Origin of the sequence: Nocardia mikamii NBRC 108933 (assembly GCF_001613505.1) — a bacterium.
Taxonomy (GTDB): Bacteria; Actinomycetota; Actinomycetes; order Mycobacteriales; family Mycobacteriaceae; genus Nocardia; species Nocardia mikamii.
This window is the reverse complement of sequence record NZ_BDCM01000023.1, coordinates 18,226-39,833: the sequence shown is the minus strand read 5'-3', so window position 1 is coordinate 39,833 and position 21,608 is coordinate 18,226. Positions and strand designations below refer to the sequence as shown.

Below are 21,608 nucleotides of genomic sequence, written 5' to 3'. Positions count from 1 at the left end.
AAACTTCCGGCAGTGGTTGTCAGAAGCCTGGGAACAGTAAATGCGATACGGCGTAAATCGCCAGGCCGGCAAGTGATCCGACCACGGTGCCGTTGATCCGGATGAATTGCAGATCGCGCCCCGCCTGCAATTCGATCTTGCGACTCGCCTCATCGGCATCCCACCGGGCAACCGTGTCGCTGATCAGGGCCGCGATCTCGGAACCGTAGTTGGCGACGAGATATCTCACGCCGCGTTCAACCCAAGCGTCCACTTGTTTTGTCAGTTCGGGTTCATCGACCAGACGCTGACCCAACTGCTGCACATTCTCCGAGATCTTGCGGCGCAAGGTACTACCCGGATCGTCGGCCGATTCCAGGATCATCCGTTTGGCCGCGCGCCAGGTCGCGCGCGCCATTCCGGTAATTTCCTCGCGGCCCATGATCTCGGTCTTCACCCGCTCGGCCTTGGCGATCATCGCCTCGTCGTACTGCAGATCGCGGGCGAAATCCTCGAGAAATCGGTTCGCCGCCAAACGCACCTCGTGATCGGGTTGCGAGCGAATCTTCCAGGTGAATTCCACCAATTCCCGGTAGATCTTCTCCGACAGCAGGATATTGGCGAATTTCGGCGCCCAGGACGGGGCGTCGCGCATGACGATCCGGTCCAGGGTCTCCTGACTCGCCAGGGCCCATTGGTGGGCGCGTTCGGCCAGCAGATCGAGCAGCGGCTCCTGCCGGTTCTCGGCCAGCAGCTCGGCGAGTACCCGCCCGATCGGCGGCCCCCACTGCGGTTCGGCGATGCGCTTGACGATGGTCTGGTCGATCACCTGCTCGACATCGGAGTCGCGCAGCGCCCCGATCACCGCCCGCAGAATGGTCGACGACTCCTCCGACACCCGCGCGGCGTGCCGGGGATCGGCCATCCACGTCCCCAGCCGCAACGAGATCTGCGCCGAGTTCACCTTCGTCGCCACCGTGTCGGGCGAGAGGAAATTGGTGCGGACGAAATCGCCCAGGCTGGTGCCGAGTTGATCTTTCTTCTTACGGATGATCGCGGTGTGCGGAATGGGCAGGCCGAGCGGATGCCGGAACAGCGCGGTGACCGCGAACCAGTCCGCCAGCGCGCCGACCATGCCGGCCTCCGAGGCCGCGCGCACGTAGCCGACCCAGCTGCCGCCGATATCGCGCGAACCGAGCCAGCAACAGACCAGATAGACGACCGTGGCCGCCGCCAGGAATCCGGTCGCGACCATCTTCATCTTGCGCAGATCGCGTTTCTTCCCGGATTCGTCCATCAGATCGGCGAACGACGACGGTGGTTCCGGCGCGCCCCGGCTCCCGGACCGTGTGGTATTTCCCACTTCCGCCCGGGTATCGGGGTGCGCGTTCGCTTCCGCCAGGACGGGGGCGCTGCCGGCAGATTGCTCCATATCCCCATTCTGGCTGGAATATCGGCGCTGCCGACGTGCGCCCGCTCACCCCGCGTCCGTCGACGCCTCGTCCGTACAGCCCGCGCCGCGGGGCCTGCCCGCTCGGCGAACCGGGAACATCACCTCGGCGAAGGACTTAAGCTGGTGGTGCCCATATCCCCGGATCCAGGAGTCCCCTCGAGCATGACCACACATCGTGCCGCGAGCGCTGCCGTCGACACCCCCGCGGTGCGCCCCGGCCGGGTGGACGGTCGCAAGCGGCGCTGGCACCAGCACAAGATCGACCGCCGAGAAGAACTCGTCGACGGCACCCTCGCCGCTATCCGCAACCGCGGCGGCGATGTCGGAATGGACGAGATCGCCGCGGAGATCGGCGTATCCAAAACCGTCCTGTACCGCTACTTCTCGGACAAGTCCGATCTGACCCGCGCCACCATGGAGCGGTTCATCGAGACCACGCTGATGCCGCGGATCTACGAGGCGATCAGCGACGACGCCGACGAATATCAGCTCGTCCGCAACACTCTGGCCGCCTATGTGCACACCGTCGAGGCCGATATCGACGTGTACCGCTTCATCATGGGCAACGGCTCCACCACCGACAAGTCCAGCCTCGCCGATTTCGAGAAGCTGTTCGCCGACGTGGTGTCGGTCGTGGTGCAGACCAAGGCCTTCGATCGCGGCGTCGACACCGAGGGTGTGCTGCTGTATTCCTACGTCATCGTGGGCGGTGTGCAGCTGGCCACCGACTGGTGGATCAGCAATCGCTCGATGTCGGCCGATCGCATGCTCGACCACCTGGCGATGATGGTGTGGAGCGCGATCGAGGGCATGGTCCGCGCGGGTGGTTCGCCGGAGAAGTTCAACGCCGTGCCGCACGAGCTTCCTGAGGCCGACCTGGGCTGATTCGCCCGCGAAGGAATCCGTGCTCGCCGTCTCTGGGCCGACGGCTCACGCTTGGTTACGCTGAAGACCGGCCAGGCGGGGCATCAACGGAGGTCATCAATGGCGAAAGAGCTGCCGACGTCGCGGCTGGCGCGGGGGACGAAACTGGGTGTGGCCGTCGCCGGCAACGTGTTGCGCGCGCAGAAGACCCGCCGTTCCATGCGCGGACGCTCCGAAGCGGTACGCGAGCGGATGGCCGAGGAATCGATGATCCGCGCCACCGAGCAGATGGTCATGGTGCTGGGCACCATGAAGGGCGTGGCCATGAAACTCGGCCAGATGCTCTCGGTGCTGGATCTGGATCTGGTTCCGCCGGAACATCGCGAGCGATTCCAGCGCCGGCTCGCCGTGCTGCGCGACAGCGCTCCGAAGGTCTCCTTCGACACCATGCGCGGTGTCATCGAGAAGGATTTCGGCCGCACCCTCGAGGACTTGTTCGCCGAATTCGACGCCGAACCGATCGCGGCGGCCTCGATCGGCCAGGTCTATCGGGCGCGGCTGCACGACGGTCGCGCGGTCGCGGTGAAGGTGCAGTATCCGGGCATCGATACCGCCGTGCGCGCCGATCTGAAGAACCTCGCGATGTTCCGCCGCGTCCTGCAGTCGGCGATGCCGTGGGTGACGCCGGCGGTCCTCGACGAACTGCGCTTGAATCTCGAGAGCGAACTGGACTACGTGGCCGAGGCGCATACCCAGCGCGAGGTGGCCGAACTGTTCGCCGACCATCCGTTCATCGTGGTCCCGGCCACGATGCCCGAGCTGTCGAGTACGCACGTGCTGGTCAGCGAGTACTTCCCCGGTCGCGGTTTCGAGGAGATCCGCCGGTTGCCGGAGGCCGAACGCGACCGGGTCGGCGAAATCATCTACCGCTTCTACGTGGGCTCGCTGTTCACCTTCCACGAGTTCTGCGGTGACCCGCATCCGGGCAATCTGCTGCTCGGCGAGGACGGCCGGGTCGCCTTCCTGGATTTCGGGCTTTTCAACCGGATGGACCCCGAACACGTCCGCTTCGAGGCCACCTGTATTCGCGCGGCGGCCGAGGAACGCGCGGAAGATCTGCGCCAGTTGATGATCGAGCACGGCATCATCGATTCGCCGGAGGAGATCAGCCCCGAGGACTGCCTGGAGTACGTGCTCGCGGCATGTGAGTGGGCGCTGATCGACCAGGATCTGACCATCACACCCGAGTTGGCCAGCGGCGCCTTCGTGCTGGCGGTCGATCCGCGCGCGAGTGAATACGCCGGGATGAAACAGCAGAATCTGCCGCCGGAACATCTGTTCTCGCGGCGTGCGGACTTCCTGACGTTCGGGGTACTCGGCCAGTTGGAAGCGACCGCGAACTGGCATCGCATCGCCCGCGAGTGGCTCTACGGCGACGACCCGGTGACCGAACTCGGTAAACAGCATCACGCCTGGCTGGCTCGGCGCGGCCTGCCGCGCAAACCGGCGAAGCGCCCGGCGCCACGCAAGGCCGCCGGCGGAAAACGTACCAGCACAAAGTAATCGGCCACCACGAGAATGGGATGGGCATGACCGACAGGGAATTCGACCTCGTACTGTTCGGCGCGACGGGGTTCGTCGGCCGGCTGACCGCGCGGTATCTGGCCGAGGCCGCGCCCGAGAACGCGCGCATCGCCCTCGCGGGCCGCTCGCCGGAGAAGCTCACCGCGGTGCGCGACGAACTCGGCGGCGCCGCGGCGATCTGGCCGCTGCTGGTCGCCGATTCCTCCGACCAGGCGGCGCTGGACGCGCTGGCCGCCCGGACGAAGGTCGTGGTCACCACCGTGGGCCCGTACCTGCGCTACGGCCTGCCGCTGGCGCAGGCCTGCGCGAACGCCGGCACCCACTACGCGGATCTGACCGGCGAGCCGCTGTTCATCCGCGAATGTATCGATCGGTTCGGTGAGCGGGCCACCGAAACCGGCGCGAAGATCGTGAATTCCTGTGGGTACGACTCGATTCCGTCGGATCTGAGCGTGTATCGGCTCTACCGGCAGTCCGTCGAGGACAACACCGGTGAACTCACCGACACCACGCTGGTGGCGTGGCTCAAGGGCGGCGCCAGCGGCGGCACCATCGATTCCGGGCGAGCGATGATGGAGGCCATCGCCACCGATCCGGCCAAGGGTTCGGTGCTCTCGCATCCGTATTCGCTGAGCCCGGACAAGTCGATGGAACCCGATGTGGGCCGGCAGTCCGACCAGGCTCTCTCGCGCGCCTCGGCCATCGACCCCAGCCTCGACGGCTGGGTCGCCACCTTCGTGATGGCCGCGCACAACACCAAAGTGGTGCGGCGCAGCAACGGTCTGCTGGGCTGGGTGTACGGCAAGAACTTCCGCTACCGCGAGGTGATGAGCGCCGGGAGCTCACCGGCGGCGCCGCTGGTCGCCGCCGGAATGGCCGGCGGCATCGTCGCCGGCATGACCGCCGGTGCGCTGCTCTCCCGCGTGTCGGCGGGGCGCCGGCTCCTGGACCGGATCCTGCCGAAGCCGGGGACCGGCCCCGGCGAGCAGGCCCGCCGCAGCGGCTGGTTCACCATGAAGACCTTCGCCGAGACCACCTCCGGCGCGCGGTACGTCTGCACCTTCGCCGGGCAGGGCGATCCGGGCTATCAGGCCACCTCGGTCATGCTCGGGGAGGCCGGACTGTGCCTGGCCTTCGACGAACTTCCGGAGGCGGCGGGCATCCTCACCCCCGCCTCCGCCATGGGCGATCCGCTCACCGATCGCCTGCGGCGGGCCGGGCTGACCATCGAGGTCGAGCGGGCCTGAACGACGGATTCATTTGCGGCGCAGGCCCGTTCACAGATCGTCCGGCAGGGAACGGGTCAGCCGCCACAGCGTGTGCACCGCCGCGCCGTCGAGCATGCCGACCTCGTCGAAATAGCGCAGCATCGGCTCGGACAGAAAGCTCATCGTCCGCCGGTACTGCGGTCCGGTGAAGGCCGCGGCGAATCCGCGCCGGGGGTCGATGCCCACGGCGCGATAGACCTGCGGATTGACCAGCATCGGATACAGCACCAGCGCGAAGTAGGCCAGCAGGAGTTGATGCGGCAGCCGCTGCCACCGCGAACGCCGGGCCATCCCGCGCGCCAGCGCATTGCGGGCGAAGCCGATGTGCCGCGCCTCCTCCAGCACGTGGATACGCATCAACTGCCGCACATGCGGCTGAATCCGGCTGTCCGCCATGGCTTCTCGCTGACCGCGATCGAGAATCTCCTCGATCAGCAGCGTGCCGGCGTAGACGACCGGGCCGATCGGGAAATGTTCGGCGACGCGCAACTGCATCCGGCTCAGCGCGACCGGCCGATACGGCGGTATTCCGGTCTTGTCGATGAGCCGGGCGAACATGATCGAGTGGCGCGCCTCCTCACTCAGTTCGGTGAGCGCGTACATCGCGTGCTGCGAGGTCGGATCGCGCGCGACGATGCGCAGCAGATACTTGCTGAGCAGCCCCTCGGCGACGATCCCGAACGACAGCAGGCTCACCAATTCGTGTTTGCCGAGTTCGATGCGCTGCTCGGGGCCGAGGCGATCCCACAGCGGGGTGCCGTAGAGGGAGATCCGGTGTTCGGGCAGCCAGGCCTTGTCCGGCTGCCACGGCTGCTCCCAGTCGATATCGATATCGGCGTCGTAGAAGTGTTCCGCCGACGAGCGAAGCAGCCGCTGGGCCACGCGCTCGCGCCCGTCGGAACCGTCCGCCGCGAAATTCTCGGTGTGTTGTGCCATCGGCTTCACCGTCCTGCCGCTGGACCGCGGCCCGCGTTGTGCTCACCTCGGCCCATTTGCCGACCGATGTGAGCGGTGGCACACTCGATATTACCTATTACTCATTGTCACGGCTATAGTGCGGACAGGGCGCTCTCGCGCAGCTCAGGAAGGCGATCATGCGGCAACCCGAACCGGATTACCAGGGGCCGGGCGTCGTCGTGCTCCGCGATCGGGAATTCGCCGTCCGGGTGCGGCTGCGCGGCCATCGCCAGCCGATCGACGGCATCTACCGCTGGTACGGCCGCCTCGATCCGGACGCCGCGCTGGATGCGGCGGTCGGCGACCGCAAACATCGCATCGAGTTCCGGACCCCGGAAGGCACCGCGGCGGCGATCCTGGGTGATCGGGATTTCTGGGGGCGACTGCGGCTGCTCGGGCACAGCGCACCGCCGTATCGGATCTCGACAGCCGACGACCTCGACGCGAGGATGACCCGGTGAATCTCGCACGCCGCACCATGAACAACCCGGTCTTCGCCCTGCTCTACGAGCGGGCGTGGCGGCCGACCAGTTTTCTGCTGGCCACCGGGCGGACCATGCACGCCGATCGCCGTGACGCGGTGCGCACCTTGCGCCTCGGCGCGGGCGACCGGGTGCTCGACATCGCCTGCGGGCCGGGCAATTTCACCCACTATCTGAGCGAACACGTCGGCGCCGGCTATGCGGTGGGCATCGATTTCTCGGTGCCGATGCTGCGGCAGGCCGTCGCCGACAACTCCGGCCCGCGAGCCGGCTACGTCCGCGGCGACGCACGTCGGCTTCCGTTCCCCGACAACAGCTTCGACGCGGTCTGCTGTTTCGGTGCGCTGTATCTGATCCCGGATCCGCTGACCGCCGCCGACGAGATGATCCGGGTGCTCGCGCCCGGCGGCCGCATCGCGATCAGCACCAGTCATCGCCCGCAGGGCTGGGTGGGGCAGGTGTCGAGCGCGGTCGGCGGCGCGGGCGGGCTGCGCGTATTCGACCTGGACACCTTCCCGAAAATGTTCGCCGAATACGGATTGGTGGATATCGAACAGCAAGTGCACGGCCTGCTGCAGTACGTCAGCGCCCGGGCTGCCGAGGCGGCTTGAAACTGGCAGCGCCACAGTGATTTACACATTTTTCTCGCTCATCGATGTGCGCATTCACAATGCGCCGCCGCGCGCCGGGAACCGGCCGCTCCGGTAAGCTCGCCGAGGGAAACTCTCGGGGCGGAAGGGGATCATCGCGGTGCCGATTCCGGAGACCGGTCAGCATCTGGCGCGCGAGTTGTACGCCGCGGCAACAGGTTCCGGAGCCGAGGTGTTCGAGATCGCCGAGGACACCGCCCGCAATCTCGCGGCGGCCTGCGACCGGCTCGTCGAGGATCTCCACGCCGCCCGCGGCGACGGCGCGGTCCCGGCCACGGTGCGCGGCTTCGGCGAACTCGCGTCCGGCCGCGCCCTGGCGCGTGGATTCTCCCGCAAGAGCGGCGAATACCTCGACACCGTCCTCTCGTTCCAGCAGACGGCGCTGCTGTTCAAGGCCGCCTATCTGGCCGCGGGGAAACATTTCGACGAGGCCGAGGCCGCCAACCGCGCGGCACTGGCGCTGATCCGGCCCGAGCCGGGAGCCTGACGTGGCCGACGCGTCCCGCTTCGATCCGCCCTTCGTCGCGGACCGAGAGGTCTACGGCTCCTACAGCCACCGGCAACTCTGGGAGCTGGTGCACGAGGCACTGGACCCGGCCGCGCTGGGCGAGGCGGCGGCGGCCTGGCAGCGGCAGGCGGACGCCGTCGCCGCGGCGTTCCGGACCTTCGCCGACACCACACACGCCGAATTCGCGCGCTGGTCCGGGCAGGCGCGCGCGGCGGCCGAACCCGCGACGGCGGCATTCGTCGAACGTGGCGCCGCCGCCGCCGAGGTCTGCACCCGGCTGCGGAACCTGCTGGAGGCCGATGCCGAAGCGGCGCAATCCATTCGCGACGCGCTACCCGCGCCGGCGAACTATGTGCCGCTGCCCGACCCGGTCGCCGAGGTGGTGCACGGCGGCGCCCGCCGGATGACACACGACATCGCCGCCGCCTCGGCCCTGGCCGACGCCCGCGACATCATGACCTTCCGCTACAACAGCACCCTGGCCGCCTCCGGCGATCGGGTGCCGCGCTTCGTTCCCGCACCCCGGCCGGATTCGGGTGGGGGTCACCCGTAGTGAAATGGGTGCTGACGCCGGACGAGTTCGCCCACGTCTGGGCCACCGAAACCGATCTCGACCGCCGCCCCTATCCGGTGAACATGATCCCGGAATCCAGCGTGCGCACCGAAACCGAATATGCCGCATTGGGTTTGCGCACCCGCTACGCGCGCAACACCGATCCGGATCTCACCGCCGCACTGCTGCTGTGCACCCGGCCGGACGCCACCACGATCACCGTCTCCGGCCGGCGCTCGACACCGGCGGACGAGCCGGAACTGATCCTCGCCTTCGCCGCCGTGGTCCACCGGCACGCGGGACTGCTGATCGCGCGACCAGACGCCGTCACGGTCGCCGTCTGCCATGCGCGTGGACTGGGCGAACGGCTGGTGGCCGCGATCGGCTCGGCGCCCGCGGGCAGAGGCGGGCCGATGCGCGAGCCGCAGCAGGCGGTGCTCGACACCGGGACCGACGCCCGGCCCGGCGGCGATATCGGCACGCCGCAGGATCCGGGCGCCGCCCGCTTCCGCCGCACCCTGCGCGCGCCGGTCGACGCGCGCGGATTCATCACCGTCACCGTCGCACCGGACAATCCGATGTCGCCGCCGACGCGGCACCGCACCTGGCTCGACATCACCGGCGACGGCCGCTATCTGCTCACCACGGCCGCCGAGCTGGTGCTGACCCCGGTCGACGACGCCGAATTCGCCGCACAGTTGACGCGACTGGCCGGAATCGGCTGATTCGCGACACGATCACCGCCCGGCTGTCGGGGCCGCCGACCATACTCGACGGTTATGGCGAAATCTCCGTGGACCGAACCCGCGACCACCGCGTTGCGAGCCGGCGGGGTCCGGCTCGATTCCTACGATTCTTCGGCCACCCCCGGATTCACCGGCGACAAGAAACTCGGCGCGAAATTGCTGCCCGAACGCGGCCGAGCGCTGTCGGATCTGCAGGAGATGCTGTTCGCGAACGGCCGCTCGGGTGATCACCGCAACCTGCTGCTCATCCTGCAGGGTATGGACACCGCGGGGAAGGGCGGTGTGGTGCGCCACGTGATCGGCATGGTCGACCCGCAGGGCGTACGACATGCCGCCTTCGGCGTTCCCACCGACGAGGAACGCCGTCACCACTATCTGTGGCGAATCCGCCATCGTCTGCCGGCAGGCGGGCAGATCGGCGTCTTCGACCGGTCGCATTACGAGGACGTCCTCGTGGTGCGGGTGCAGAACCTGGTGTCGCGCGCGGTGTGGGAGCCGCGCTACGACGAGATCAACGAGTTCGAACGGGAGATCACCGAGGCCGGCACGACGATCGTCAAGGTCGCGATGTTCGTCTCGCTGGACGAACAGAAACGCCGGCTCGGCGAGCGGCTGGAACGCTCGGACAAATACTGGAAGTACGACCCGAGCGACATCGACGACCGCGCGCTCTGGCCCGAATATCAGCAGGCCTATCAGGACGTGCTGGACCGCACCGATACCGAGCACGCGCCGTGGTACGTCGTTCCCGCCGACCGCAAATGGTTCGCCCGGCTGGCGGTCACCGAACTGCTCATCGACGCCCTGAGCGGCCTGAAGCTGACCTGGCCCGCGCCGCATTTCGACATCGAGACCGAGAAAGCGCGGCTCGCCGCCGGCTGACCCGCACGCCGGACACCGGCAACGCCGGGAAGATTCCGGCCGGAATCTCGGGGATCTCTCAGGTTGAGCGGGAATCATGTGGTGCCGAGTGTGCCCGGTGCGGCGGCCCGCTGATCATGCGGCACCGCGACGGCGCGGCGGACGGCCCGTACGATCGCAGGCGGCGCCCGGCCGCACCCATACACGTAACACAGGAAAGGCGTGGTGAACTCCGAGGTGAGCAAGAATCCGCGTGGGAAGAACTCGCTGACGGCGGTGCGTGGCGGAGATCGCACGCGCACGATCCTGATTCAGGTGGGTGTCGCGGCCGTGCTGATCGCGCTGATCGCGGCCATCGGCATCAGCATCGCCGTCAAACAGTCCAACAAGAACGACACCGGGCCGGTGCCCTCGGTCGCCGCGCAGCCGGCCGCACCCGACGCGGTCACCGGATCGATCACCGACAAGGGCGAGATCAAGATCGGCAAGCCCGGCGCCAAGGTCGACATCCGCGTCATCGCCGACCTGCAGTGCCCGGCCTGCAAGATGTTCGAGAGCGCCAACGCCAAGGCCATCGAGGACGCGGTGAACGCGGGCACGGCCAGCGTGCGCTACAACATCATCGCCTTCCTCGACCAGTCCTCGGGCGGTACCCGCTACTCCTCGCGCGCGGCCAACGCCGCCTACTGCGTCGCCGGCTCCGACCCGACCAAATTCCTGCCGTGGCTGACCACCATGTACAACCAGCAGCCCCCGGAGGGCGGCACCGGCCTGCCCGACGAGAAGCTGGTGCAGATCGCCCAGGCCGCCGGATACACCGATCCGGCCGTGGCCGAGTGCATCACGTCGGACAAGTACGACAAGTACGTGCAGAAGACCACCAAGGACGTGCTCAACAGCGGCATCAAGTCCACGCCGACGGTGTACGTCGACGGTAAGCAGATCACCAGCTCGCAGCAGCTGATGCAGCCCGACGGTCTGCGCCCGGTGATCGAGGCCGCGGCCAAGTGATCACCGTCCGGCCCCGCCCCGCGTGGCTGCTCCTGCTCGGCACCCTGCTGGGCTGGCTGGCCGCGGTGACGCTGACGATCGAAGATTTCAAACTGCTGAAGGATCCGTCCTATCGGCCGTCGTGCAGTATCAATCCGATCCTGTCCTGCGGTTCGGTGATGGCTACCCATCAAGCCTCGGTGTTCGGATTCCCGAATCCGATCATCGGCGTGACGGGATTCTCGGTGGCGGTCACCATCGCGGTGCTCGCGGTCGCCGGTGTCGCCCTGCCGCGCTGGTTCTGGGGCGGACTGTGGATCGGCCTGATCGCCGGAATGGGCTTCGTCTTCTGGCTGATCTTCCAGAGCCTCTACCGCATCGGCGCGCTGTGCCCGTACTGCATGGTGGTGTGGACTTTCACGCCGGTCTGCCTGGCGGTGGTCACCGATCAACTGTGGGGCGGGGCCCGCGGGATCATGGGCATCATCGCGCAGTGGCGGTGGACGATCGTGGTGGTCTACTACGCGATCGTGCTGCTGCTGGTCTTCCTGCGCTTCCAGGACTACTGGCTCTCGCTGTTCTGATCAGTTGGGCGGGCCGGCGGCCAGCGTCACCGCGAGCGCGCGGTGGGTGCCGTCCGGCTCGACCAGATCCAGCCGGATCACCTCGTCCGGCCGGCGCACATTGAGTGCGGCCTTGAGGCTCTGCGCCGAGGTGACTGGCGTGTCGTCGACCGCGACGATCACCTCGCCGGAATTCAACCCGGCCGCGAAGGCCGGCAGCCCGTAGATCGCCACGTCCACCCGGGCGCCGGTGGGTTTGGCATCGGAGGTCAGCACCCCGAGAGTCGCGGTCGGGCCGACGTGGACGGTATCGGTCGGAATGCCGGTGCGGATCTGGCGCACCACGCTCAACGCCCGATCGATCGGCACCGCGTATCCGCTGGCCTGTCCCTGCTGCCGGGACAGTTCCCCCGAGGCGGCGGTCACCACGCCGATCACCGCCCCGGACCGGTCGACCAGGGCGCCACCGGACTGTCCGGAGACCACCGGCGCCGCCACCTCGATCATTCCGATCAACGCCTTGCGCGACAGATCGGCGGCATCGCGCGCGACGATCGAGGCATCCAGCGCGGTGACGGTGCCCGGTGTCGCAGTCGGCGAACCGGTTCCGCCCGCATTGCCGATCGCCAGCGCCTGATCGCCGACCCGGACCCCGGCGGAGCTGCCGATGCGGGCCACCGCCAGTGCCGCCGCGCCGGTCAGCGACAGCAGGGCGATATCGGCGTCGGAGTCGTAGCCGAGCACCGTCGCCGGATAGTGTCCGCCGTTGCCGAGATCGCCGACGGTGATGGTCTCCGCCCCCTTCACCACATGGTGGCTGGTCAGGATCTCCCCGTCGGGACTGAGCACGATGCCCGAACCTGCCGCGCCCATCCCGCTGGGCCGGATCGACACGTTGATGTTCACCAGTTCGGGTTCGACGGCCGAGGCCACCGCCGCGGGATCCATCGCCGGCATGGGCGGGCCGAACAGCGCCGAGGTGGAGTGGCCCGCGGGGACCGCCCAGCGCGGCAGATCGCCGCGGTAGCCCAGAAACGCCGCGCCGACCAGGGCCATGACGAGCACGAAGACGACCGTCGACAGCCAACCGCCGCGAGCCGGACGCGATTGCCGGCCCGAATGCTGCTCGTCCATCGCCGCTCCCGATTCTGCATGCCCGGGGTGGGCTGGCGGAGTTTGTGCTTTTATGTGTATCAAATCGGCGGGGTGCCCGGTATCACTCCTGCAATGCCGCCACCGCGAACATCAGCGCGGCGCCCGCGATCGTGCAGAACAGCACGGCCCGCGACGGTCGGCCCGAATGTGCTTCCGGCAGAATGTCACTCGTTGCCAGATACAGCAGGAATCCGGCGAAATATCCCAGATACAGGCCCGCGACGTCGGCGGGCACCCGGATCACCGTGCCGATGACCGCGCCCGCCACCGGCGCCAGCGCGTCCAGGACCAGCAGGGTCAGCGCCCGCCGCCGCGCGTTGCCGTAGAGCGTGGGAATGGTGAAGGCGTTGAATCCGTCGGCGAAATCGTGCGAGATCACCGCGATCGCGACCGAGACGCCCAGTGCCGTCCCGGTCTGGAACCCGACGCCGATGCTCAGGCCGTCGAGCATGCTGTGGAAGATCAACCCTCCGGTGGCGACCAGGCCGACCGAGGGAAAGTCGTGGGTGTGACGGCCGAAATCCTGTTCGTGCCCGACGTGGATCGCCATCTCGCGTTCGATGATGTGAATGGTGAAGAAGCCGATCACCGCGGCCACGAGCACCCCGGGCACACCCGCGACGAGCCGAGCGGATTCGGCCAGCGCATCGGGAATCAGGTCGAAGGCGACCACACCGAGCATGATTCCGGCGGCCAGCCCGAGGATCAGCCGCTTGCGCTCACCGATGCGCGCGGCCACCAGCCCGCCTGCCAGCGTCGAACACATCGAGAGCAAGGCCAGCAGGATCGCCACCGCATCAGCATCCGATATCGGCGTGAGCCCGCCGAGCACATCCGACCGGCGGGTCGCCTGGTGGGGATGGACCGGCGGGTCGCCTCGTGGGGATAGTTTGCATAGGCAACCATGCGGGGGTAGGCATGAACGCATGACCACAGCTGCCGCGTATTCCGTGTCCGCGCCCGACGGCCGGTTCACCAAGACCACCATCGAACGCCGCGCACTCGGCCCGCACGACGTGCTGATCGATATCAAGTACGCCGGCATCTGCCACTCCGACATCCATACCGCGCGCAACGAGTGGCACGGCACCAAGTACCCCTGCGTCCCGGGTCACGAGATCGCCGGCGTGGTCGCCGCGGTCGGCCCGGAGGTGACCGCGTTCGCGGTCGGCGACCGGGTCGGCGTGGGCTGCATGGTCGATTCGTGCGGGCAGTGCGAGCCCTGCCTGGCCGGTGAGCAGCAGTACTGCGTGCGCGGCGCCACCATGACCTACAACGGCACCGTCCCGGAGGAGATCCAGGCCGGCGGCTACACCCTGGGCGGGTATTCGACCCAGGTGGTGGTGACCGACGGCTTCGTGGTGGGCATTCCGGAGGGCATCGGGCTCGACGAGGCCGCGCCGCTGCTGTGCGCGGGGATCACGCTGTATTCGCCGCTGCGGCATTGGAACGCCGGCCCCGGCAAGCAGGTGGCCATCATCGGCATGGGTGGCCTGGGTCATGTCGGGGTGAAGATCGCGGCCGCGATGGGCGCCGAGGTGACGGTGCTGAGCCATTCGCTGAACAAGCAGGACGACGGCCGGCGGTTCGGCGCGCACCACTACTACGCCACCACCGACCGCCAGATCTTCCGCGATCTGCGCAACCGATTCGACCTGATCATCAACACCGTCTCGGCCGATCTGCCGATCGACACCTATATGCGCCTGCTGAATCTCGACGGCACCATGGTGATCCTCGGCCTGCCCGATCAACCGCTCGCGGTGCGGCCGTTCACCCTCACCGGCAACCGCCGGTCGCTGGCCGGCTCGAATATCGGCGGCATCCCGCAGACCCAGGAGATGCTGAACTTCTGCGCCGAACACGGCATCGGCGCGGAGATCGAGGTCATCTCCGCCGACCGCATCGACGAGGCCTACGAGCGCGTGGTCGCCAGCGACGTGCGGTACCGGTTCGTCATCGACGCCGCCACCATGTGAATTTCGGGGCGACGCCGGCGTCCGCGCGCTCGGCGTCGTCACCGGGCGGGAAGACCGTGCCGTCGCCGGACGGCGGAACCGAGCCGGCGACGGATCGCGCTGCCCCGCTGTCGCGGGATGACGCTACCGCGCCGCCGGCCGATGGCGCCCCCGCGCGTGCGGCGGTGCGGTGCAGCAACTCCGCCAGATTGCGCCGAACCCGGCCCATCTGGGCGCGGCTGTGATCGTTGGTGTCGTATTCGACCTGCACCGTCAGCCGCTCCCCCAGGGTGAAGGCGGTCAGCTTCGGCGGCATGCCGGGCCCCATGGCGAGCAGGTTGTCGCGCACCAGCCGCACCCCCTCGGGGACGATGTGGTCCGGCACCCGGCCGATGTTCGACAGCGCGATACTGGGCTGTTCCGCGAGCATCCGGGCGGTGGCCTCGTCGCGAATGTATCTGCCCGCCAACGCCACCCGCGCGGGGTCGCGACGCTCGAGCGCCGCACGGACGTCGGCGTGCACCACCTGCCCCAGTGCGAACGGATCGGCGGATTCGGCCACCGCCAGGAGCGTGCCCCAGCCGGAGGCGCAGTTGAGCACCGTCTCGTCGGGCAGCCACGGATCCAGCGCCGCCCGCATATCGGCGGCATAGCCGCAGACCATCGGCAGGGTGCCGACGCCGCCCAGTTCGGCTCGCACCGCGGCCAGTGCACACCCGCTCAGCAGGGCGTTCACCCCGATTCCGGCCGCGCGCGCCGCCGCGGCGAAGGCCGCGGTCACCTCCGGTTCCAGTTCGATCCGCTCGGCGACGAAGAGTCCGCGTCCCGATCCGGCCGTGCCGTCGCGCGGCAGGCGCGCGGGCGGCTCCCCGATGATCGTGCGCATCGCCGCGAGCAGTTCGGTGACCTCCGCCTCGGAGACGACGGCGGTGAGACGCTCGTCGACCGCTTGCGGCAGTTCGTGATTCGCGCGCACCGGCATCGGCGCGCCACGGCGGTGGGCGGTATAGCGCCGCCACATCTCGTCCAGCAGCGCGAAAGCCGAACGGCCGTCGGTGATTCCGTGATGAATGACGAGCACGATGCGGGTCCGGTCGTCCTCGCGGAAGACCCGCGCGAAGAACAAACCGTCGTCCCACGGTTGCGGCTGGTTGACGAAGTCGACGTATTCGATGTCACCCCCGGGGTTTTCGGTGACCGTGGGACGGTAGCCCTCGGCGTGGCGGAGCACGAGCATCCCGCCGTCGTCGGCTCGGCGGCAGCTGAGCAGCGGGTGTTCGGCGGCCAGTTCGGCCAGCACCGTGCGGAGCAGTTCGGTGTCGAATTCCCCCTCGACGGTCGACCCGATGAACAGCGCCATTCCGCCGACCGGCACGGAACCGAAGGTGGCGTGTTCCTGGAAGTAACCCGACTCGAAGGGTGATATCGGACGTTGCGTGACCATACGGAAGACCATACATACGTTTCAAACAGTTGTCACAAACATTTGTTTGAAACATACGTCAGCAAGCACTTGCTACCCTGCGGACGTGGGAACACGTGAGGATCTGCTCTCAGCGGCCAAACACTGCCTGGCCGAACGCGGCTACGCCCGGACCACGGTGCGCGATATCGTCGCCGCCTCGGGCAGCAACCTCGCCGCGATCAACTACCACTTCGGCACCCGAGACGCCCTGCTCACCCAGGCGATGATCGAATCGTCCGCCGAGGCCGTGCAGCAGATCCTCGACGCGCTCGCCGAGAGCAGCGAACCGCATCCGGCCGAGCGGCTGCTCACTTTCCTGAGGCGTCTCATCGCCACCTTCACCGACCAGCGGGCGCTGTGGGCGGCCAATATCGAAAGTCTCGCCCAGGCATTGCATTCCGGTGAGGTCAAGGCCGACATCGCGGCCAAGCAGCACGAAGGAAAAGCGGCTCTGACACGAATGTTGTTGCCCGCCAGGGATATCGAGGACGACGACGGCGGTCCTATCGGCGTGCTGCTCTGGACGCTACTCGACGGCCTGCTCGTCCAGTGGTTGCTGGACCCGAAGTCCGCCCCCTCGGCCGAGCAACTCGTCGCCGGTCTGCGCACCCTCGCCCCGATGCTGTAGTCGCCGGGAAGGCCGCGGCCGTCGACCGATCGCGCCGGTCACGCGGGCCGGCATCCGGTCGCCGGCGCACCGGCACCGACGAACCTCAGCCGCCGAGGACCACGCGCAGCACACTCCCCGTTCCCGTGGTGACCAGCAGTGCGCGATCGTCGGTGGGGATTCTCGAGACCGAGGTGGCCGGGACGCCCAGGTCTGCGACCGTGCAGACGCCACCGGCGTTGGGGTCGGCACGGATCACACGGCCGGTCGTGGTCGCGACGTAGAGCATGCCGTCCGGGCCCACGGTGAGATCGTCGGGCAGGGCGGTCAGCGGGAGCGCGCCGACGGTGATCGAGGCGACGGTCGTCTGCGCCTGCGGAGCGTCGACGGGAATCCGGACGACGCGGCCGTCGAGACTCTGATAGAGAGTCGCGTAGAGCGAATCACCCTGCGACACAATGCCGTTCACGCCGGGTGCCGCTGCGCGTGCGGTCCAGTCCGCGTCGACGGAGCCGCCGGGCCGCACCTTCACCACGCCGTGCGCGGTATCGGCGACATACAGATTGCCCGCCTCGTCGAAGGTCGCGCCGTTGGCCATGCCGAGACCGGAGACGTAGACCTGGGGCTCCGGATGGTCGGCGCCGGGATCGAACCGCACGACGCCGGAGTCGCGCGCGCCGGGCAGCAGTCCGGCCGACGAGTCGCCGAAGACGACGTACAGCGCACCGTCGGGCCCGAGCCGGACCGCGCCGGGCGCGTCCACCGGCACCTCCGCGGTGACATGGCCCGCGGAATCGTAGCGCTGCACCACATTTCGGAACACCCGCGAAACCCAGAGGTTGCCTCGAGCGTCGTAGCCGAGGTTCTCCGCGAAATCCGGCAGCGGAGCCGAGGCGGGCACCACCTGTTCCACCGACGCGGCCGGGCAGCCGGGCACCTCGGCGTGCACCGGGGCGAGCGCGGCCGGAAGCACGGCCGCGGCGCTCGCCCACACTGTCGCGAGGACGCCCGCACCGACGACATGCCCGGCGCCGTTCGCACCGCTCCGGCCGAGCCGAGAGATCCGTCGCCGGCCGCGGCGTGCACCCCACGGGAACGAACCACCCATCATGGCCCTCCTGCCGTTCGTCCGCATACCCGTGCGACCGTCTTCACGCCGGGCAGCGACGCCACCCGGACCGGTCGGCGGGTCCGGCCGAATCCTACGTGCCGCGGTCCGGATACGCCCGGGCACACCGACCACACCCGCGCGGCTCCCCCGCAACACGGCGGTACGGGCCGCGGTCGACCGCCGGCCCGGCCCGAATGCGCCGCGTGATCTGTAATCGCCTGTGTACCTTCATATTCGGAGGCGCGCCGACACCGCGCCCGCGCCACACACGACCCCGCCGGCTCCCGCCCGGATTCGCCGGCGCCGAACTCCGCTCCCGACCGCCCCGCACAGCGTAAGGTCGACCCTGGAACCGGGTCCGGGACGGCCTCTACGGCTATCACCGCAGGTCGGCCCGGCCGGATCCGTGTCGGTGTTCGGCAACCGTGCTGGAGGTCCTCGCGTGCCCGACCGTGAATCGTTCGACTACATCATCATCGGAGCGGGGAGCGCGGGCTGCGTCCTCGCCCATCGCCTCACCGAGGATCCCCAGGTCTCGGTCCTGCTGCTGGAGGCCGGTCCCGACGACCGGGCCGACGATATCAAGATACCCGCGGCGTGGGGGAAATTGATTCGCACCCAATGGGATTGGCGATACGAGACCACACCGCAGAAGCATCTCGGCGGCCAGCGCGCGTACTGGCCGCGGATGAAGGCGCTGGGCGGCTGCTCGTCGATGAACGCGATGATCTTCATCCGCGGCAATCGCGCCGACTACGACGGCTGGCGGCGCGACTTCGGCGCGGTCGGCTGGAGCTACGAGGACGTCCTGCCCTATTTCGTGCGGTCGGAGACCAACACCGGCCTGCGTTCGCCCTATCACGGCACCGACGGCCCGCTGCATGTCGAGAACCGCCGCTTCACCCACGAACTGACCGATGCCTGGATCGCCGCCGCTGCGGCCGCGGGCCTTCCCCGCACCGACGATTTCAACGGCGCGACGCAGGAGGGTGTGGGCCGCTACCAGGTCACCCATCGCCACGGCCGCCGCTGGTCCACCGCCGACGGCTATCTGCGCCCGGCGCTGGACCGGCCGAACCTGACGGTGCGGACCGAGGCGCACGCCACCGCGCTGGTACTCGACGGCACCCGCGCGGTCGGGGTCACCTATCGCCGCCACGGCAGCGAGCACACGGTGCACGCCGAGGCCGAGGTGCTGCTGTCCGGCGGTGCTGTCAATTCGCCGCAGTTGCTGATGCTCTCCGGTATCGGGCCCGCGGCGCATCTGCGTGACCTGGGCATCGATGTGGTGGTGGACCTGCCCGGCGTCGGCGAGAACCTGCACGACCATCCGGTGACCCCGATTCTGTGGCGCACCCGCGGCGTCTCCGATCTCGCCGACTTCGAGACCCCGTTCCGGCTCGTGCAGTGGCAGGCACTCGGTCGTGGGCCGCTGACCTCCAATGTCGGCGAGGGCGGCGGATTCGTACGCACCCGCGAGGGACTCGAGGGCCCCGACATCCAATACCACGTCGCGCCGACAGCGTTCTACGACAACGGTTTTCACGAGAACATCGCGCCGATGTTCACCGCCGGGCCGACGCTGGTCGAGGTGCACAGCCGGGGCCGGTTGCGGTTGCGGTCGGCCGATCCGCTGTGGAAACCGGAGATCGATCCGGCCTACTTCTCCGACCCGCGCGATGCGGATGCCCTGCTCTCCGGCTGCCGGCAACTGCTCGAGATCGCGCGGCAGCAGCCGCTGGCCGCCCACCTCGATCGCTCCTACCTGCCCGAAGACGCCGACCGGATCGACGAGGACGGCTGGCGGGCCCATATCGCCCGCTGGACACAGACGCTGTTCCACCCGGTCGGCACGTGCGCCATGGGCACCGGCGAGACCGCGGTGGTCGACCCCGAACTGCGCGTCCACGGCGTGAGCGGACTGCGCGTGATCGACGCCTCGGTCATGCCCCGCATCGTCCGGGGCAATACCAACGCGCCGACCGTCATGATCGGCGAGAAGGCGGCCGATCTGATCCGCGGCCGCACCCCGTCGGCCACGACGGGCACCGCGACGAAGGAGGCCAGCCGATGACGACCGTGAACGAGATCGGCGAGATCGACACGCACGCCACCTTCGACGTGCACGATCCCGGTACCGGCGAGGTGGTGGGCACCTACCCGATCCACACCGAGGCCGATGTCGAGTCGGCGGTGGCCCGAGCCCGCACGGCATTCGCCTGGTGGTCCGGCCTCGACTACGCCGAACGGGCCCGGCGTCTGGCCGGATTCGCCGGACTGCTGGCCCGGCGGATGCGGCAGCTGGCCGCGGTGATGCACGACGAAACCGGCAAGCCGTATTCCGATGCCGCGCTCGAGGTGGCGCTGAGTCTCGACCATCTGAAGTGGGCGGGCCGCAACGCCCCGAAGGTGTTGGGCCGCAAGAGCGCCCGGGTGGGACTGCTCACGATCAACCAGGCGGCATCGGTGGAGTACAAGCCGCTCGGCGTCATCGGCGTGATCGGCCCCTGGAACTATCCGGTGTTCACGCCACTGGGTTCGATCGTGTACGCGCTGGCGGCGGGTAACGCCGTGGTGTTCAAACCCAGCGAATACTCCCCCGGCGTCGGCCGCTGGCTGGTCGACATGTTCGCCGAAGTCGTCCCGGAACAGCCTGTGCTGCAGCTGATCACGGGCGAAGGGCCGACCGGTGCCGCGCTGTGCCGATCGGGTGTGGACAAGATCGCCTTCACCGGCTCCACGGCGACGGCCAAGAAGGTGATGGCCGCCTGCGCCGAGAGCCTGACGCCGCTGGTCGCCGAATGCGGTGGCAAGGATGTGCTGCTCGTCGACGCCGACGCCGATCTGGACGCCGCGGCCGACGCCGCGCTGTGGGCCGGGATGGCCAATGCCGGCCAGTCCTGTATCGGCACCGAACGGGTCTACGTTCACGAGCGCGTCTACGACTCCTTCGTCGAGACCTTGGTGACGAAGGCGAAACAACAACGCGCGGGCAATGATTCGGGCGCCAAGATCGGACCCATCACGATGCCGAAGCAGCTCGAGGTGATCCGCCGCCACATCGAGGACGCCGTCGCGCGTGGCGGACGGGCGCTGACCGGCGGCGCCGACTCCATCGTCGGGCAGGTAGTGCAGCCGACCGTACTGGTCGACGTGCCCGAGGACGCCCCGGCCGTCACGGAGGAAACCTTCGGGCCCACCCTGACCGTCGCGAAGGTGCCCGATATGGATACCGCGATCGCCCGCGCCAACGACAGCCGCTACGGATTGTCCGCGGCCGTGTTCTCGAAGGCACGCGGGCGCGAACTGGCCGACCGGCTGCGCACCGGAATGGTCAGCGTCAACGCGGTTTTCACGTTCCCGCAGATTCCGTCGCTGCCCTTCGGCGGTGTCGGCGACTCGGGCTTCGGCCGCATCCACGGTCCCGACGGCTTGCGTGAATTCACCTATGCCCACGCCGTCGCGCGGCAGCGCTTCCCCTCGCTGCTCGCCCTGACGACCTTCGATCGCACACAGAAGGCCGACGACACCATGGCGATCCTGATGGCGCTGCTGTTCGGCCGGCACTGATTCGCACAGCACGAAGGCCACGTCCGGCGCGGAGCCGGGCGTGGCCTTCGCCCCGTGTACGACCTGTGTGGACTACTTCCCGGTCTGCTCGTGCAGTGCCTTCTTCGCGGCCTGCTGCGCGGCGTCGACCTGCTTTTCGAACTTGCCGCTGGTCTGCTTGTCGACCAGATCGCCGACCTTGTCGATCACCGGGTCGAGTTTGTCGGCATTCTTGGCCGCCAGGTCGGCTGCCTTACCGGCGGCATCCTTGAGCTGGTCGAACATACCCATGAGCGGTTCTCCTG

22 protein-coding genes are annotated in these 21,608 nt (G+C 68.4%); 15 read left to right on the top strand and 7 right to left on the bottom strand.

The window, feature by feature from the left end:
* Positions 1-19: 19 nt before the first annotated feature.
* The gene (locus NMI01S_RS30260) at positions 20-1,276 is read right to left on the bottom strand and encodes a DUF445 domain-containing protein (protein WP_228534645.1); all 1,257 of its coding nucleotides are present in this window, start codon (positions 1,274-1,276) and stop codon (positions 20-22) included.
* A gap of 318 nt (positions 1,277-1,594) precedes the next feature.
* On the opposite strand from NMI01S_RS30260, the gene NMI01S_RS30255 reads away from it, so the two are divergent.
* From NMI01S_RS30255 to NMI01S_RS30245, 3 genes are all read left to right on the top strand, one after another.
* A complete protein-coding gene (locus NMI01S_RS30255; protein ID WP_063002172.1) occupies positions 1,595-2,317 on the top strand; it encodes a TetR/AcrR family transcriptional regulator in 723 nt (240 codons plus the stop codon).
* A 99-nt stretch (positions 2,318-2,416) separates the two neighbouring features.
* Entirely contained in the window at positions 2,417-3,859 is a 1,443-nt protein-coding gene (locus NMI01S_RS30250; RefSeq protein ID WP_063002171.1) for an ABC1 kinase family protein, read from the top strand.
* 20 nt (positions 3,860-3,879) lie between these two features.
* Complete coding sequence (locus NMI01S_RS30245; protein ID WP_063002170.1) at positions 3,880-5,127, top strand: saccharopine dehydrogenase family protein; 1,248 nt, start codon at positions 3,880-3,882, stop codon at positions 5,125-5,127.
* A gap of 30 nt (positions 5,128-5,157) precedes the next feature.
* Here NMI01S_RS30245 and NMI01S_RS30240 read toward each other — a convergent pair whose 3' ends face one another.
* The gene (locus tag NMI01S_RS30240) at positions 5,158-6,084 is read right to left on the bottom strand and encodes an AurF N-oxygenase family protein (RefSeq protein WP_063002169.1); all 927 of its coding nucleotides are present in this window, start codon (positions 6,082-6,084) and stop codon (positions 5,158-5,160) included.
* Between the two features lie 158 nt (positions 6,085-6,242).
* Here NMI01S_RS30240 and NMI01S_RS30235 point away from each other — a divergent pair, with 158 nt between their 5' ends.
* The 8 genes from NMI01S_RS30235 to NMI01S_RS30200 all read left to right on the top strand — a co-directional run bounded on the left by NMI01S_RS30235 (position 6,243) and on the right by NMI01S_RS30200 (position 11,479).
* On the top strand, positions 6,243-6,566 hold the full coding sequence (locus tag NMI01S_RS30235; protein ID WP_063002168.1) for a DUF4873 domain-containing protein: 324 nt from the start codon (positions 6,243-6,245) through the stop codon (positions 6,564-6,566).
* The gene (locus tag NMI01S_RS30230) at positions 6,563-7,198 is read left to right on the top strand and encodes a class I SAM-dependent methyltransferase (RefSeq protein ID WP_063002167.1); all 636 of its coding nucleotides are present in this window, start codon (positions 6,563-6,565) and stop codon (positions 7,196-7,198) included. Before NMI01S_RS30235 ends, NMI01S_RS30230 begins: the two co-directional genes overlap by 4 nt.
* A 139-nt stretch (positions 7,199-7,337) precedes the next feature.
* On the top strand, positions 7,338-7,724 hold the full coding sequence (locus NMI01S_RS30225) for a hypothetical protein (protein ID WP_063002166.1): 387 nt from the start codon (positions 7,338-7,340) through the stop codon (positions 7,722-7,724).
* Position 7,725: 1 nt separating this feature from the next.
* The gene (locus tag NMI01S_RS30220) at positions 7,726-8,298 is read left to right on the top strand and encodes a hypothetical protein (protein ID WP_063002165.1); all 573 of its coding nucleotides are present in this window, start codon (positions 7,726-7,728) and stop codon (positions 8,296-8,298) included.
* Positions 8,298-9,023 carry an ESX secretion-associated protein EspG gene (locus NMI01S_RS30215; protein WP_063002164.1) on the top strand — a complete coding sequence of 242 codons (726 nt, stop codon included), beginning with the start codon at positions 8,298-8,300 and terminating at the stop codon, positions 9,021-9,023. Before NMI01S_RS30220 ends, NMI01S_RS30215 begins: the two co-directional genes overlap by 1 nt.
* A 54-nt stretch (positions 9,024-9,077) precedes the next feature.
* Entirely contained in the window at positions 9,078-9,926 is an 849-nt protein-coding gene (locus NMI01S_RS30210) for a PPK2 family polyphosphate kinase (protein ID WP_063002163.1), read from the top strand.
* 201 nt (positions 9,927-10,127) lie between these two features.
* Complete coding sequence (locus NMI01S_RS30205; RefSeq protein WP_063920908.1) at positions 10,128-10,916, top strand: DsbA family protein; 789 nt, start codon at positions 10,128-10,130, stop codon at positions 10,914-10,916.
* On the top strand, positions 10,913-11,479 hold the full coding sequence (locus NMI01S_RS30200; RefSeq protein WP_063002162.1) for a vitamin K epoxide reductase family protein: 567 nt from the start codon (positions 10,913-10,915) through the stop codon (positions 11,477-11,479). The genes NMI01S_RS30205 and NMI01S_RS30200 overlap by 4 nt, the downstream gene beginning before the upstream one ends.
* Here NMI01S_RS30200 and NMI01S_RS30195 read toward each other — a convergent pair whose 3' ends face one another.
* Both NMI01S_RS30195 and NMI01S_RS30190 read right to left on the bottom strand, forming a co-directional pair.
* A complete protein-coding gene (locus tag NMI01S_RS30195; protein WP_063002161.1) occupies positions 11,480-12,592 on the bottom strand; it encodes a S1C family serine protease in 1,113 nt (370 codons plus the stop codon).
* 82 nt (positions 12,593-12,674) lie between these two features.
* Positions 12,675-13,406: a ZIP family metal transporter gene (locus NMI01S_RS30190; protein WP_063002160.1), complete on the bottom strand. Its 732-nt coding sequence runs from the start codon at positions 13,404-13,406 to the stop codon at positions 12,675-12,677.
* Between the two features lie 133 nt (positions 13,407-13,539).
* Between NMI01S_RS30190 and NMI01S_RS30185 the strand changes: the two genes are divergently transcribed.
* Entirely contained in the window at positions 13,540-14,592 is a 1,053-nt protein-coding gene (locus tag NMI01S_RS30185) for an NAD(P)-dependent alcohol dehydrogenase (RefSeq protein WP_063002159.1), read from the top strand.
* Here the strand turns inward: NMI01S_RS30185 and NMI01S_RS30180 are convergent.
* Complete coding sequence (locus NMI01S_RS30180) at positions 14,570-16,015, bottom strand: phthiocerol/phthiodiolone dimycocerosyl transferase family protein (RefSeq protein ID WP_063002158.1); 1,446 nt, start codon at positions 16,013-16,015, stop codon at positions 14,570-14,572. The two genes, NMI01S_RS30185 and NMI01S_RS30180, sit on opposite strands and share 23 nt — an antisense overlap.
* A gap of 85 nt (positions 16,016-16,100) precedes the next feature.
* Between NMI01S_RS30180 and NMI01S_RS30175 the strand changes: the two genes are divergently transcribed.
* The gene (locus NMI01S_RS30175; RefSeq protein WP_063002157.1) at positions 16,101-16,664 is read left to right on the top strand and encodes a TetR/AcrR family transcriptional regulator; all 564 of its coding nucleotides are present in this window, start codon (positions 16,101-16,103) and stop codon (positions 16,662-16,664) included.
* 85 nt (positions 16,665-16,749) lie between these two features.
* Here the strand turns inward: NMI01S_RS30175 and NMI01S_RS30170 are convergent, their stop codons facing one another.
* A complete protein-coding gene (locus NMI01S_RS30170; RefSeq protein WP_063002156.1) occupies positions 16,750-17,754 on the bottom strand; it encodes an SMP-30/gluconolactonase/LRE family protein in 1,005 nt (334 codons plus the stop codon).
* Positions 17,755-18,196: 442 nt separating this feature from the next.
* Between NMI01S_RS30170 and NMI01S_RS30165 the strand changes: the two genes are divergently transcribed.
* Both NMI01S_RS30165 and NMI01S_RS30160 read left to right on the top strand, forming a co-directional pair.
* Positions 18,197-19,828 carry a GMC family oxidoreductase gene (locus tag NMI01S_RS30165; RefSeq protein WP_063002155.1) on the top strand — a complete coding sequence of 544 codons (1,632 nt, stop codon included), beginning with the start codon at positions 18,197-18,199 and terminating at the stop codon, positions 19,826-19,828.
* Positions 19,825-21,324 (top strand): aldehyde dehydrogenase family protein, encoded by a 1,500-nt coding sequence (locus NMI01S_RS30160; protein WP_063002154.1) that lies wholly within the window; start codon positions 19,825-19,827, stop codon positions 21,322-21,324. The genes NMI01S_RS30165 and NMI01S_RS30160 overlap by 4 nt, the downstream gene beginning before the upstream one ends.
* 72 nt (positions 21,325-21,396) lie before the next feature.
* Here NMI01S_RS30160 and NMI01S_RS30155 read toward each other — a convergent pair whose 3' ends face one another.
* Positions 21,397-21,594 (bottom strand): Rv0909 family putative TA system antitoxin, encoded by a 198-nt coding sequence (locus tag NMI01S_RS30155; RefSeq protein WP_036506129.1) that lies wholly within the window; start codon positions 21,592-21,594, stop codon positions 21,397-21,399.
* Between the last annotated feature and the right edge of the window lie 14 nt (positions 21,595-21,608).